Here is a 13,432-nt window from a genome sequence, read left to right on the forward strand (position 1 = left end):
CTTCGATTTTGAATTCTTCGGGGTAACGCTGGTTGCTCATGGCACCTCCTGATGGGCCTCATTATGAGGCTTGGAGGTGTCTACGAAACTAGGGGCGATTCAGACATCACCATCGATATGCCGGCTGGGGTGACCCTCACTCGCTTCGAATTCGATGCCGGGACGGACTGGATTGTGATGGACAACCTGCGCCTGAAAATGACGACACTGGCTCCGCCCTCGCTGAATGTTGTGGCCGGTTCAAGCGCCTATTACGGCGATGCGTCGGACAATACCTTCACGCTGAAGGATGTCTCGGTGTTGAGTTCCGCCTCCATCGCCGTCCACGGCAATAGCGGCATCGACACCCTCAAACTGACGGGCGCCGGCCAGACCCTCGATGTCTCGACGTTGACCGCAGCGGGCAAGCTGAGTGGGGTAGAGGTGCTTGACATCACCGGCACCGGCAACAACACGCTCAAGCTGTCCCTGGGCGATGTGCTGGAGCTGGGCGGCAAGGATCTGTTCCGAACAAATAGCGATGTGCAGATGTAGGTGAAGGGCAATGCCGGCGATGTGGTCAAGCTGGACGACATTCTGCTCAACGGAATTGACCCGGGCAATTGGGCCAGTGCCGGCACTGTGAATATCAGTGGCGTAACGTACGTCAGCTATCAGTATTCGACGATGGACGCCGAGTTGCTGGTTCAGCAGGGCGTGACTGTCAACCTGGTCTGACGTTGACCGCTGCGATGGCCGGTGCGCCGGCCATCGCTGCGTTTCCCTTTCTCTTCTTTCTTAGCGCCCCTCTGTCGCCGAGGGGCCTGGCGATATCCCCCTCCATTCGGCGATCCGTAATACCCCCCGCATCCAGAGGTACCAGCTGTGCTTCTGGCCCTTTCAAACGGGCCGACGAAGGTGTTTCCCCTTTCCTCGGTGCCGGTCCCACTCTCTGTGTTCATGCGCCTGATGGCACTGCTAGGTTGTGGGCAGACGTCTGGCAGGTCGCATGTTGTTGTGCATAACGACGTGGAAGTTTTCTCTCCTTGCATGCACGCCCGGGCAACTTAGGCTAGAAGGAGATAAAAGTCATGCCAAGAGAGAACCATGAGCAAGATTCTGATCGTCGATGAGCAACCCCTGACGCGGGAAGCGCTGCGCCTGTTATTGGAGAGCGATCGACACGAGGTGGTGGGCGAGGCCGACAATGGTTTCGCGGCGCTCCAGCAAGTACGTCACTGCGAGCCAGACATCATGATCCTGGAGTTGTCCATCCCGCGCCTGGGCGGGCTGGAGGTTATCCAGCGCCTGGCCACACAGCGCTCCCCGGTCAAGACGCTGGTGCTCACCTCGCAGGATTCCGAATACTTTGCCAGCCGGTGCCTGGCCGCCGGGGCGACGGGCTTCGTCAGTAAGCAGGTCGATTCCGAGGAGGTGCTGCAGGCGGTGCGTGCCCTGGTCAAGGGCATGAGTTACTTCCCTTCTGGCCGGCTGGGGTCGGTCAATGCGGCGGAGCAGGTCCGGCTGGACAAGTTGTCGGTGCGCGAGCTCAGCGTGCTGCAATTGCTGGCCAAAGGAATGAGCAACATTGCCATCGCCGATCAGTTGGCGATCAGCGACAAGACCGTCAGTACCTACAAGACCCGCTTGATGGAGAAGATGCAGGCCAAGTCGTTGGTGGAACTGGTTGATATTGCGCGGCAGCATGGCTTGATCGAAGGAGAGAGCAGTAAGGCTGAAGCGGCACAGATCGAGTTCGACGAGGAGCAGCAGAAGGAGTTGGCGCAGCTCCGATCCATCATTGATGGCGTGCCTTATCCGATTCTCCTTCGTGCGCCCGATACTCGTATTCTTTTCTGTAATCAGGCCGCGCTGGATTTCGTAGCTTTGCCCATGGAGGAACTTGTCGGCAAGAAGATCGGGGAGTTGGGAGAGGTGCTGGACCCGCATGAGGCGGAGTTACTGAGGAATACTGTGATCGCAGCCATCCAGGGGGAGGAGCCGTACGAACTGGATTTGGAGGTGCGTTTGAAGCGTGGGCGGCGCGTGTTCCGCCACTGGGGCAAACCCTATCGGGACAAGAACGGTTTTTTGATTGGCGCGGTCTGCGGATCAATCGACATCACCGATCAAGATGACGCAGTGCGAAGTTTGCGCAGCACCAATGCGCGAATTGAAGTCATTAGCCGAGGCAAGACGGAATACCTGCGGGGCATCGCGGAGGAAATCCAGGGGCCGCTGCAGAGTATTCTTGCCATGATCAACTTGCAGGTGAGCCAGTCCGAGTCACCCACTAAGCCGTTGCTGGTGGCGCGCTCGGTAAGCGCGAACCTGCTGCGCGTGCTGGAGGACGTGCAACTGCTGTGCCGCGTCAAGGAGGGCCGTGTTCAGCTCCTCAAGCAGGAGGTGGATTTGCGGGAGTTGGTCGCCCAGCAATTGGAGGCCTTTGGCGAGCAGGCCCGATCGCAAGGGCTGGAGTTGAAATCCGACTTGAACCTGGCGCTCCAGCCGATAGTGTGGTGCGACCCGCTGCGTCTGCAGCAGGTACTGCAGATGCTGCTGGATAATGCGATCAAGTACACCGATGAAGGTTCGGTTCTGGTCCGGCTCAGTGCCATTGGGAAGGGCAAGGGGCTGGTGGGGGTGCAGTTCGAGGTGGCGGATACGGGCGTCGGCATAGCCGAGTCGGATCAACGCAATCTGTTCGAGCCCTTTGCCTATGACCTGGACGGCAGGCGCATCGGTGAAGGCAGGTCGAGTCTGGGGCTGGCCCTGTGCAAGAGCCTGGTGACGTTGATGGGGGGGACCGTCTCGGCGGACAGTGACTTGGGAGTTGGAACGGTCATTCGCGTGAACCTGGTCTTCCCGGATGCGGCATGCTGAGTCGGGGTCTTCTGCCTGCAGGGCATGGCCTGTGCGGTGTCACTCAAGACGGCTGGCGTCGGTGCCGCAGATCAATGGCGTGGTTTGTTGATAACAACAACGTCAACGCCCGATAGTGCAGGCGAAGCTGCATGGATTGCTGAGACGAAATGGCGTTCGGCAGACACGGGGTTCATCGTTGGATCAGGATGGGTAAGGCGCCTTTTAATGGCATGGAAGCTGCTTTGCCAGTCCGAGTGCCGGTTTTTCGTCGCCGGCTCCGGAGACTTTGCATGCGCCAACTGATACTGATCCTTGCCTTCGCCGCCCTGGGCGGCTGCATGAGCCCCAACGACCTGGCCGACGGCACCGATTACTACCTGCGCGACGCGGGCTTCCTCGATCACAGCCAGACCCGCCGCACCTCGAACTGGCGCCTGCAGCAGGACTCCTTCATCTATATCGCCCAAGGGCCGTTCGTGCCGCCGGGCCATCCTTATGCACGGCCCAATGTGGTGGCGGAGGAAGCGTTCAAGGGCTTCGTCCAATACTTCCCGCTGGTGCGCCGAGCCAAGAGCCCGCTGGGACTTGAGGGCGCCATGCAGGAGGCGCGCGCGGCGGGCGCCAATTATCTGCTGTATACGCGCTTCGCCCGTGGGGAGGACAATACCGGGACCTACGAGCAGTACGAAGACACCGATAACGCCGTGGGCCGCGACCGCAGCGTGATCCAGGTGATGCTGATCGAGACCGACAACCGCTACCTGGTAGATAGCGCGACTATCCGCAGCCGCGGCGGTTTTCTGACATTCTATGACGCCAGCCCCGAGGACCTGATCGGGCGACCGCTGGAAGACTATGCCCGCAGCCTGCTGGGGGTGAAGACGCGAGAGGAGTACCAATGACAGATCCACAGACTCAATCGGACCGGGCCGGCAACCTGCTGGCGCAGATTCCCGCCAGCAAGGACAAGGGGCTGCCGCCGGTACATCTGTGGAACCCCGATTGCTGCGGCGATATCGACATGCGCATCGCCCGCGACGGCACCTGGTACTACCTGGGCACGCCGATCGGCCGCAAACCGATGGTGCGGCTGTTCTCCACCATCATCCGCCGCGATGGCGACGACTATTTCCTCGTCACTCCGGTGGAGAAGTGCGGGATCACCGTCGATGACGCGCCTTTCGTCGCGGTCACCCTGGCGGTTGAGGGGGAGGGCGAGCAGCAGGTGCTGCGCTTCACCACTAACGTCGAGGACGAAGTGGTAGCCGACGCGGCTCACCCGATCCGTGTCGAGCTGGATCCGCAGACTCAGGAGCCGTCGCCCTACGTGCTGGTGCGGGTGAACCTGGAAGCGCTGATCCACCGCAACGTGTTCTACCAGTTGGTGGAACTGGCTGTTCCCCGTGAGATCGACGGCGTTGATTGGCTGGGTGTCTGGAGTTGCGGGGAGTTCTTCCCCATTGCGCCGCAGCCGTGACCTGGTGGTCTGAACGCGGCCGGTAGTTAGATTCCAGCTTCGCTACAACTTTTTCGAACTTGCAAAAAAGGCTCCCGAGGGAGCCTTTTTCGTTACCGCCAACGCAATTACATGTTGGGGTAGTTCGGACCACCGGTGCCCTCGGGGGCAACCCAGGTGATGTTCTGGGCCGGGTCCTTGATATCGCAGGTCTTGCAGTGCACGCAGTTCTGGGCGTTGATCTGGAAGCGCTTGCTGCCGTCGTCGTTGCTCACCACTTCGTACACGCCGGCCGGGCAGTAACGCTGCGCAGGCTCGTCGTAGAGCGGCAGGTTCTTCGCGATCGGGGTGCTCGGGTCGGTCAGCTTCAGGTGGATCGGCTGGTCTTCCTCGTGGTTGGTGTTGGACAGGAACACCGAGGAGAGCTTGTCGAAGCTGAGTTTGCCGTCCGGCTTCGGATAGTCGATCTTCGGTGCTTCGCTGGCCTTCTTCAGGGTCGCGTAGTCCGGCGTCGTATCGTGCAGGGTGAACGGAAGCTTGCCGCCGAAGATGTTCTGGTCGATGAAGTTGAACGCACCGCCACCGATGGCGCCGAACTTGTGCATCGCCGCGCCGAAGTTACGGCTTCGGAACAGTTCGTCGTACAGCCAGCTGCCCTTGAAGGCATCGACGTAGTTGTTCAGCACGTCGCCGCCTTCGCGGCCGGCGAACAGGGCTTCGGCCACGGAGTCGGCGGCCAGCATGCCGGACTTCATGGCGGTGTGGCTGCCCTTGATCTTGGCGAAGTTCAGGGTGCCCAGGTCGCAACCGATCAGCGCGCCGCCCGGGAAGACCATCTTCGGCAGCGAGTTCAAGCCGCCCTTGCAGATGGCGCGAGCGCCGTAAGCCACGCGCTTGCCGCCTTCCAGGTACTGCTTGATCACCGGGTGGTGCTTGTAGCGCTGGAATTCGTCGAACGGCGACAGGTGCGGGTTGGTGTAGGACAGGTCGATGATCAGGCCGACTACCACCTGGTTGTTCTCCAGGTGATAAAGGAAAGAGCCGCCCGGGTTGTCGTCGTTCAGCGGCCAGCCGGCAGTGTGTACCACCAGGCCCTGCTCGTGCTTGGACGGGTCGATGTCCCAGATTTCCTTGATGCCGATGCCGTAGTGCTGGGCGTCGGCTTCGCTGTCGAGCTTGTACTTCTTGATCAGTTGTTTGCCGATGTGGCCACGGCAGCCTTCGGCGAACAGGGTGTATTTGGCGCGCAGTTCCATGCCCGGGGTGTAGTAACCCTCTTTCGGATTGCCTTCGCGGTCGACGCCCAGGTCACCGGTGACAATGCCGCGCACCACGCCATTTTCGTCGATCAGCGCTTCCTGGGCGGCGAAGCCCGGGTAGATCTCGACGCCCAGGCCTTCGGCCTGCTGGGCCAGCCAGCGGCACAGGTTGCCCAGGGAGATGATGTAGTTGCCTTCGTTGTGCATGGTCTTGGGCACGAAGAAGTTCGGCACCTTGGCCGCTGCTTCCGGGCTCTTCAGCACATAGATGTCGTCGCGCTTGACGGGGGTGTTGAGCGGCGCTTCGAGTTCTTTCCAGTTGGGGAACAGCTCGTTCAGCGCGCGGGGCTCGAACACGGCGCCCGAGAGGATGTGGGCGCCCACTTCGGAACCCTTCTCGACCACACAGACGCTGATTTCCTGACCGGCGTCGGCGGCCTTCTGTTTCAGTCGGCATGCGGCGGACAGACCGGCAGGGCCGGCGCCGACGATGACGACGTCGAATTCCATAAATTCGCGTTCCACTATCGATCTCTCCTGAATCAAGGCTCTGGGCATTTTGTAGGTATTGGGATGGGCGTGCCCCCACCCAGTAAGAGCGGGGCGCATTATAGCTAGACCTGTTGCTATATCTAAACCCTTTATCGAACGCAATACAAACGTTTGTTTGAATCGCGTGTAACCCTGATAGAATCGGGGTCCGCGGCTTATGAAGGGGTATTTTCGTGTATTGACCCGCCCGGTCGATGCGGTCAAGATACCTGCGGTTTTGCGGTCGCGTTGCGCTGGATGTAGTCGCAGATGGCGTGCACTACCGGCCAGGCCTGTCTGGCGACATTCCTATTCACCGGAGAAAAACGAGGAATCCATGAAGGTTCTTGTAGCTGTCAAACGAGTGGTTGACTATAACGTCAAGGTCCGCGTCAAGGCGGACAACTCCGGCGTCGATCTCGCCAACGTCAAAATGTCCATGAACCCCTTCTGCGAAATCGCCGTGGAAGAGGCCGTTCGCCTGAAAGAGAAAGGCGTCGTCACCGAGATCGTTGCGGTCTCCGTCGGCCCGACCGCTGCCCAGGAGCAACTGCGTACCGCGCTGGCTCTGGGTGCTGATCGCGCCATCCTCGTTGAAACCAACGAAGAACTGAGCTCCCTGGCCATCGCCAAGTCGCTCAAAGCCCTCGTCGACAAAGAGCAGCCGCAGCTGGTCATCCTCGGCAAGCAGGCCATCGACAGCGACAACAACCAGACCGGCCAGATGCTGGCTGCGCTGACCGGCTACGCCCAGGGCACCTTCGCCTCCAAGGTCGAAGTCGCTGGCGACAAGGTCAATGTCACCCGTGAAATCGACGGCGGCCTGCAGACTGTTGCCCTGAACCTGCCGGCAATCGTCACCACCGACCTGCGCCTGAACGAGCCGCGCTACGCGTCGCTGCCCAACATCATGAAGGCGAAGAAGAAACCGCTGGACGTGGTGACCCCGGACGCCCTGGGCGTTTCCACCGCTTCCACCGTGAAGACCGTGAAAGTCGAAGCTCCGGCTGCCCGTAGCGCTGGCATCAAGGTCAAGTCCGTTGCCGAACTGGTCGAGAAACTGAAGAACGAGGCGAAAGTAATCTGATGGCTATCCTGGTAATCGCTGAGCACAACAACGGCGCACTGGGCGCTGCCACTCTGAACACTGTCGCTGCCGCGCAGAAGATCGGTGGTGACATCGCTGTCCTGGTCGCTGGCCAGAACGTCGGTGGCGTGGCCGAAGCCGCTGCCAAGATCGCCGGTGTTTCTAAGGTGCTGGTCGCCGACAACGCCGCCTACGCTCACCAGCTGCCGGAGAACGTCGCTCCGCTGATCGCTGAGCTCGGCAAGGGTTACAGCCACGTGCTGGCTGCCGCCACCACCAACGGCAAGAACTTCCTGCCGCGCGTTGCCGCCCTGCTGGACGTCGACCAGATCTCCGAAATCATCGAAGTGGTCAGCGCCGATACCTTCAAGCGTCCGATCTATGCCGGTAACGCCATTGCTACCGTGCAGTCCTCGGCTGCCGTCAAGGTCATCACCGTGCGTGGCACCGGCTTCGATGCCGTCGCTGCCGAAGGTGGCTCCGCCGCTGTTGAAGCCGTTTCCGGCCCGGCCGATGCTGGCAAGTCCGCCTTCGTGGGCGAAGAACTGGCCAAGTCCGACCGTCCGGAACTGACCGCTGCCAAGATCGTCGTTTCCGGCGGCCGTGGCATGGGCAATGGCGACAACTTCAGCATCCTCTACTCCCTGGCCGACAAGCTGGGCGCTGCCGTCGGCGCTTCCCGCGCTGCCGTTGACGCCGGCTTCGTGCCGAACGACATGCAGGTCGGCCAGACCGGCAAGATCGTCGCTCCGCAGCTGTACGTGGCCGTCGGCATCTCCGGCGCCATCCAGCACCTGGCGGGCATGAAGGATTCGAAAGTGATCGTTGCGATCAACAAGGACGAAGAGGCGCCGATCTTCCAGGTCGCCGACTACGGCCTGGTCGCCGATCTGTTCGAAGCCGTACCGGAGCTGGAAAAGGCCGTCTGAGCCCGATCCGCTTGTTGAAGGAACCCGCCCTCGTGGCGGGTTCTTTCATTTCAGGTCCCTGAATTTCCTGGGAAATGGCAACTTCTGCGCGCCCATGACCCATTGGTCACGAATCTTTGCCGAGAAGTCCACCGGCGAAGGTGTCTCATCTACAATGCGCGACGTCTCCAGTTCCTGAATGTGTTCAATCGACACCTGGCTACCGAGGTTTTCATGATCATCAAACCGCGCGTGCGTGGCTTCATCTGCGTCACTACCCACCCGACCGGCTGTGAAGCCAACGTCAAGGAACAGATCGAGTACGTCGAGGCGCACGGCCCCATCGCCAACGGTCCGAAGAAGGTCCTGGTCATCGGCTCCTCCACCGGCTACGGTCTGGCCGCGCGCATCAGTGCCGCCTTTGGCGCCAGCGCCGACACCCTGGGCGTGTTCTTCGAGCGCCCCGGCAGCGAGACCAAGGCGGGCACCGCCGGCTGGTACAACTCCGCTGCCTTCGAGAAGTTTGCCAAGGCCAAGGGCCTGTACGCGCGCAGCATCAACGGCGATGCCTTCTCCGATGAAGTGAAGAAAGTCACCATCGAAACCATCAAGCAGGACCTGGGCAAGGTCGACCTGGTGGTCTACAGCCTGGCCGCTCCGCGCCGTACCCACCCGAAGACCGGCGAGGTCTTCAACTCCGTGCTCAAGCCGGTCGGCAAGGCCGTCAACTTCCGTGGTCTGGACACCGACAAGGAAGTGATCAAGGAAAGCGTGATGGAGCCGGCGACGCCCGAGGAAATCGCCAACACCGTCGCGGTCATGGGCGGTGAAGACTGGCAGATGTGGATCGACGCCCTGCAGGAAGCCGGTGTGCTGGCCGACGGCGCCAAGACCACCGCCTTCACCTACCTGGGCGAAGAGATCACCCACGACCTGTACTGGAACGGCTCCATCGGCGCCGCCAAGAAGGACCTGGACCAGAAGGTCCTGGGTATTCGCGAGAAGCTGGCTGCCACCGGTGGCGACGCTCGCGTTTCCGTGCTGAAGGCCGTGGTCACCCAGGCCAGCTCGGCCATCCCGATGATGCCGCTGTACTTGTCGCTGCTGTTCAAGGTGATGAAGGAGAAGGGTATCCACGAAGGATGCATCGAGCAGGTCGACGGCCTGTTCCGTGAAAGCCTGTACGGCGCCGAGCCGCACCTGGACGCCGATGGACGCCTGCGCGCCGACTACAAGGAACTGCAGCCGGATGTGCAGGACACCGTGAAGGACCTGTGGGACAAGGTGACCAACGAGAACCTGTACCAGCTGACCGACTTCACTGGCTACAAGTCCGAGTTCCTGCGCCTCTTCGGTTTCGAGATCGCTGGCGTGGACTACGAGCAGGACGTCAATCCGGACGTGCAGATTCCGAATCTGATCCAGCTCTGAGTTTGCCCCAACAGAAACGGCGCCTTCGGGCGCCGTTTTGTTTTCCAGCCTGGTTCAGTTCGACGCGGTCACGGGCGCGTGGTTGCGCTGGAGGAAGTCCAGGTAGAGACGGGCGGTTTCCTCTGGGCGCTCGATCATCGGCACGTGGCCGCAATCGCGCAGGATGGCGATGCTGGGTTTCTTCAGCAGCGGCTTCATCACGTCGATGCTGGAGACGTCCAGCACGCGATCGCGGTCGCCCCACAGCAGCAGGGTCGGCGCGGTGATCTTCGGCAGCTCGGGCTCCAGCGGGATGTAGCGTTCACGTAGCTGCTGGAAGACCATGGCGTTGAACGCGCTGCGCTCCAGCGAGCGCTCCGCCAGGTAATCCCGCAGCCGTGACGGCAGCGGCGGCTTCTGCACGAAGACGAAGTCGAGCAGGGCCGGGAAGTCGTCCACCGAGCGCAGCACCAGCGGATTTTCTCCGGCCTTGAGGCGCTCGAACAGCTCGCTCGGGTGCGGCGCCGTAACTCCGGCATTGTCGAATAGGCCGACCGACAGCACTTCCTGCGGATGCCGCGCGGCGAGCAATGCGGCGATGTGCCCGCCCATGGAATTGCCGACCACATGGAAGCGGCCGATGCCCTGTTCGTGCATGAAATCCGCCAGGCGCTCGGCCTGAGTGCCGACGTCGTAGCTGACATTCTGCGGTTTGCTGCTGTCGCCGAAGCCCGGCAGGTCTACGGCGATGACGTGGTAATCCTTGGTCAGGAAGCGGGCGAAGCGCGGCCAGTTGCTCTTGTCGGCGCCGAAGCCGTGGATCAGCAGGATGGTCTGGGCCTTTTCCGGGCCGCCCTCGTAGTAGGTGATGTCGAGGTTGTCGACCTGCAGGCTGTTGGTGGACAGCCGGGCGCGGGCGCTTTCGACGTACTGCGCGGTCGCCAGCAAGGTGGAGGGGAAGGCGTAGAGCACGCCGGCGGCGACGGCTATCGCCAGGAGAAGGGCCAGAAGGGCTTTCTTCATGAGAAGTCCTTATTACCAAATCGGGTCGGTGTGCTTTACGCTAGCATTTTGCGGCTCTAAGCATGGCCGTTCTTTCTTCTGGTGAGCGAGACTACCGATGCCTGATTGCTCCACGCTGATCCGTGCGGCGCTGTTGCTGGTGACTTTCTCCATTCCCCTGGCCGGTTCTGCTGCCGGCAAGTGCGAGCGCCTGGTGGCCACCGGCAACCCGGAGTACCCGCCTTACCTCTGGCGCGACCAGGCGCAGCCGGAACGCCTGATCGGCGCCAATGCCGACCTGCTGGAGCAGATCGGCAAGGCAGTCGGGGTGAATATCCGGGTCATCTACACCGGTTCCTGGGCGCGCGCGCAAGAAGAGGCGCGGTTGGGTCGGGTCGACCTGATCGCCGGCGCCTTCCTCACACCGCCGCGCCTGGAGACCATGGACTACATCCATCCGGCCTTCCTCACCACCGACAACGTGGTGTGGATGCGCAAGGACGCCACCACGCACTACACCGGGCGCGACGACCTGCGTGGCCTGAAGGGCGGCACTCTGGTGAACAACAGCTTCGGCCCGGACTTCGACACCTTCGCCAAGCAGGAGCTGACCCTGGAAGAGGTGCCCAGCCTGACCCAGGCCTTCCAGAAACTCCTGCTCAAGCGCTCGGATTATGTGATCTACGAGCACTACCCCGGCCTGGCGGTCGCCGATACCCTCGGCATGGCCGACGACCTGCAGCCACTGGAACCGCCGATCTCCAGCGAAGGTCTTTACCTGACCGTGGCGCACAACTCGGCCTGCAACGACCCGTGGCTGCGCGGACAACTGGCGAAAAAAATGACAGAATTGACGGCCGCCGGAGTCCCGCAGCGCCTGCTGCAGGACAACCTGGCCCGCTGGAAGGCCCAGCAGCTTCAGCCTGCCAGCACTCCCACCGAGTAGGACAATAGATTTCGTGATTAATCGACGGATGATGGTCGCCGGCCTGGCTTTGTTTGCGTTGGCCGGCTGTGCGACGAACGACCCGGCACCCAACGAACAGATGCGCCTCACCGAGCAGGCTCTGGAACAGGCCAAGGCCGTGGGTGCGACCGATGACGTGGCCGAGCTCAAGCTCGCCGAGGACAAGTACCAGGCCGCCAAGGGCGCCCTGGCAGTCGGTTCGAACAAGAAGGCGCGGCAACTCGCCGAGCAGGCCGAGCTCGACGCCCGCCTGGCCGAGGCCAAGGAGCTCACTCGCAAGAGCGCCGAGCAACTGGCTGAGCAAAGCAAAAGCATCAATCGTCTGCGCAAACAGTTGGGAGAAGTGCAATGACTCCCTCGCAACTGTTGCGTCGTGGCGTCTCGTGGATGAGCGCAATGGGCGCCATAGCGCTGCTGGCCGGCTGCGCCAACAGCCAGCTCAGCGAGAAATCCCTGGAGCAGGCCCGCCTGCAGTTCCAGGCCGTTAAGGAAGACTCCTCGGTGCTGCGCAGTGCGCCCAAGGACGTGATCCGCGCCGGCGAGTCGCTGGCCCGTGCCGAGCGCCTGTCCAACTACTGGGGCAGCAATGACGACGTACTGCAGTACTCCTACCTCAGCCAGCGCTACAGCGAGATTGCTCGCGAGCACAGCAACCTGGCGCTGAACCAGGAGCGCCTGGCCAAGCAGCAGATGGAGCGTGAACGTCTGCAACTGGCTATGCGCGAAGCGCGCCTGCTCAACGTGCAGGAGCAGAGCAAGTGGCTGGAACAGCAGATGGTCAGCCTGGCCACCAATGAAACCGAGCGTGGCCTGGTGCTGACCCTCGGCGACGTACTGTTCGACAGCGGTGAAGCGGACCTCAAGCCTGCGGCCAACCGCACGGTGCTCAAGGTCGTTCAGTTCCTCCAGCTCAATCCGCGCCGGGTGATCCGCATCGAGGGTTACACCGACGGCGAAGGCGACCGCGAGCAGAATCTGCAGCTGTCCAAGGACCGTGCACAGGCCGTGGCTGACGCGCTGACCGACCTGGGTGTGGACGAGAAGCGCGTGCAGGTGCAGGGCTATGGCGAGGCCTTTCCGATCTCGGACAACGCCTCTTCCCTGGGGCGCGCGCAGAATCGCCGGGTGGAGATCGTCTTTTCCGATGAGAAGGGCCAGCTCGGCGCCGAACGCTGATCTCTTCGCAATATCCCGTCACAGGAAAACCCCGGAAGCCTCGGCTCCGGGGTTTTTCTTCAGGGGGATCTCGAAATCTTTCGAGTGGCAGCTTGGCGAAAATAGCCAAGTGCGACTAATCCCCTCAGGGGAGCTGTAGACGAGAGAAAGAGATGTCATCGGAAAAGAAGCTTTTCAATGTAATCGTGGCGGACCCGCAGCCGATGATCGGTTGGGGCCTGGAACGCTATCTGCTGGAGCGCGAGCTGGCGCAGGTGAAAGCCTTCGTCAGCGATACCGACAGCCTGCTGGATGTGCTTGATGCCCATCCCGAGGTCGACCTGGCTATCGTCGAGCTGGCGCTGCCCGGCGCCCGTGGGCGTGACGGCGTACACCTGATCGAATGGCTGCAGCGCCACCATCCGGAAGTGCCTGTATTGGTCTACTCGGTCATGGGCGCGCCGCTGTTGGCGACCGCGGCGGTCAAGTGCGGCGCCGTAGGCTATGTCTGCAAGCGCAACCCGTTGAGCCTGCTGGACGACGCCATCACCCGCATCCGCAAGGGCGAGACCTACATCGACCCGATGCTGCGGCCGCCGCGCCACACCGGCAAGCCGCTGAGCCCGACCGAGATCGATATCATCCGTCGCCTGGCCCATGGCGCCACGGTGGGTGAGATCGCCGAGCGGACCAACCGCAGCGTCTCCACTATCAGCACCCACAAGCGAAACGCCATGCAGAAGCTCGGCCTGACCACCGACGCGCAACTGGTGGTGGCGGGCCTGCTGGACTGGCTCGGGGAGATCTGAGCGG

Annotated in this window: 13 protein-coding genes and 2 pseudogenes; 13 read left to right on the forward strand and 2 right to left on the reverse strand. The window is 61.9% G+C overall.

Annotated elements, in window-relative coordinates; translation table 11 throughout:
* Nucleotides 1-51: 51 nt before the first annotated feature.
* From ACIPK7_RS16665 to ACIPK7_RS16690, 6 genes and pseudogenes are all read left to right on the forward strand, one after another.
* On the forward strand, nt 52-534 hold the full coding sequence (locus ACIPK7_RS16665; RefSeq protein WP_401089004.1) for a hypothetical protein: 483 nt from the start codon (nt 52-54) through the stop codon (nt 532-534).
* Nucleotides 535-717: a hypothetical protein gene (locus ACIPK7_RS16670; RefSeq protein ID WP_192432803.1), complete on the forward strand. Its 183-nt coding sequence runs from the start codon at nt 535-537 to the stop codon at nt 715-717.
* Between the two features lie 369 nt (nt 718-1,086).
* Nucleotides 1,087-1,695 (forward strand): annotated as a pseudogene (locus tag ACIPK7_RS16675) (response regulator); the annotation flags it as partial.
* A gap of 69 nt (nt 1,696-1,764) precedes the next feature.
* A pseudogene (locus ACIPK7_RS16680) lies at nt 1,765-2,862 on the forward strand (ATP-binding protein); the annotation flags it as partial.
* Between the two features lie 272 nt (nt 2,863-3,134).
* On the forward strand, nt 3,135-3,746 hold the full coding sequence (locus ACIPK7_RS16685) for a DUF4823 domain-containing protein (protein WP_192432805.1): 612 nt from the start codon (nt 3,135-3,137) through the stop codon (nt 3,744-3,746).
* The gene (locus tag ACIPK7_RS16690; RefSeq protein WP_401089006.1) at nt 3,743-4,321 is read left to right on the forward strand and encodes a DUF1285 domain-containing protein; all 579 of its coding nucleotides are present in this window, start codon (nt 3,743-3,745) and stop codon (nt 4,319-4,321) included. Before ACIPK7_RS16685 ends, ACIPK7_RS16690 begins: the two co-directional genes overlap by 4 nt.
* A gap of 107 nt (nt 4,322-4,428) precedes the next feature.
* Here the strand turns inward: ACIPK7_RS16690 and ACIPK7_RS16695 are convergent, their stop codons facing one another.
* Nucleotides 4,429-6,117 (reverse strand): electron transfer flavoprotein-ubiquinone oxidoreductase, encoded by a 1,689-nt coding sequence (locus ACIPK7_RS16695; RefSeq protein ID WP_192432807.1) that lies wholly within the window; start codon nt 6,115-6,117, stop codon nt 4,429-4,431.
* A gap of 310 nt (nt 6,118-6,427) precedes the next feature.
* Between ACIPK7_RS16695 and ACIPK7_RS16700 the strand changes: the two genes are divergently transcribed.
* From ACIPK7_RS16700 to fabV, 3 genes are all read left to right on the forward strand, one after another.
* Complete coding sequence (locus ACIPK7_RS16700) at nt 6,428-7,177, forward strand: electron transfer flavoprotein subunit beta/FixA family protein (RefSeq protein ID WP_026078867.1); 750 nt, start codon at nt 6,428-6,430, stop codon at nt 7,175-7,177.
* Nucleotides 7,177-8,106 carry an electron transfer flavoprotein subunit alpha/FixB family protein gene (locus tag ACIPK7_RS16705; RefSeq protein WP_192432808.1) on the forward strand — a complete coding sequence of 310 codons (930 nt, stop codon included), beginning with the start codon at nt 7,177-7,179 and terminating at the stop codon, nt 8,104-8,106. Before ACIPK7_RS16700 ends, ACIPK7_RS16705 begins: the two co-directional genes overlap by 1 nt.
* Nucleotides 8,107-8,319: 213 nt before the next feature.
* Nucleotides 8,320-9,516 (forward strand): enoyl-ACP reductase FabV, encoded by a 1,197-nt coding sequence (gene fabV, locus ACIPK7_RS16710; protein WP_401089009.1) that lies wholly within the window; start codon nt 8,320-8,322, stop codon nt 9,514-9,516.
* Nucleotides 9,517-9,570: 54 nt separating this feature from the next.
* On the opposite strand, the gene ACIPK7_RS16715 is transcribed toward fabV, so the two are convergent.
* Nucleotides 9,571-10,518, reverse strand: coding sequence for an alpha/beta fold hydrolase (locus ACIPK7_RS16715; RefSeq protein ID WP_401089011.1), 948 nt, complete (start codon nt 10,516-10,518; stop codon nt 9,571-9,573).
* A 97-nt stretch (nt 10,519-10,615) separates the two neighbouring features.
* Between ACIPK7_RS16715 and ACIPK7_RS16720 the strand changes: the two genes are divergently transcribed.
* The 4 genes from ACIPK7_RS16720 to ACIPK7_RS16735 all read left to right on the forward strand — a co-directional run bounded on the left by ACIPK7_RS16720 (nt 10,616) and on the right by ACIPK7_RS16735 (nt 13,428).
* Entirely contained in the window at nt 10,616-11,443 is an 828-nt protein-coding gene (locus tag ACIPK7_RS16720; protein WP_192432811.1) for an ABC transporter substrate-binding protein, read from the forward strand.
* Between the two features lie 28 nt (nt 11,444-11,471).
* The gene (locus ACIPK7_RS16725; protein WP_138214905.1) at nt 11,472-11,816 is read left to right on the forward strand and encodes a DUF4398 domain-containing protein; all 345 of its coding nucleotides are present in this window, start codon (nt 11,472-11,474) and stop codon (nt 11,814-11,816) included.
* Nucleotides 11,817-11,851: 35 nt separating this feature from the next.
* Complete coding sequence (locus ACIPK7_RS16730) at nt 11,852-12,640, forward strand: OmpA family protein (RefSeq protein WP_401089380.1); 789 nt, start codon at nt 11,852-11,854, stop codon at nt 12,638-12,640.
* A gap of 152 nt (nt 12,641-12,792) precedes the next feature.
* On the forward strand, nt 12,793-13,428 hold the full coding sequence (locus tag ACIPK7_RS16735; RefSeq protein WP_401089014.1) for a response regulator: 636 nt from the start codon (nt 12,793-12,795) through the stop codon (nt 13,426-13,428).
* The last annotated feature ends 4 nt before the right edge of the window (nt 13,429-13,432 follow it).

It is taken from the genome of Pseudomonas sp. NPDC086581 (assembly GCF_044746165.1).
Lineage (GTDB): Bacteria > Pseudomonadota > Gammaproteobacteria > Pseudomonadales > Pseudomonadaceae > Pseudomonas.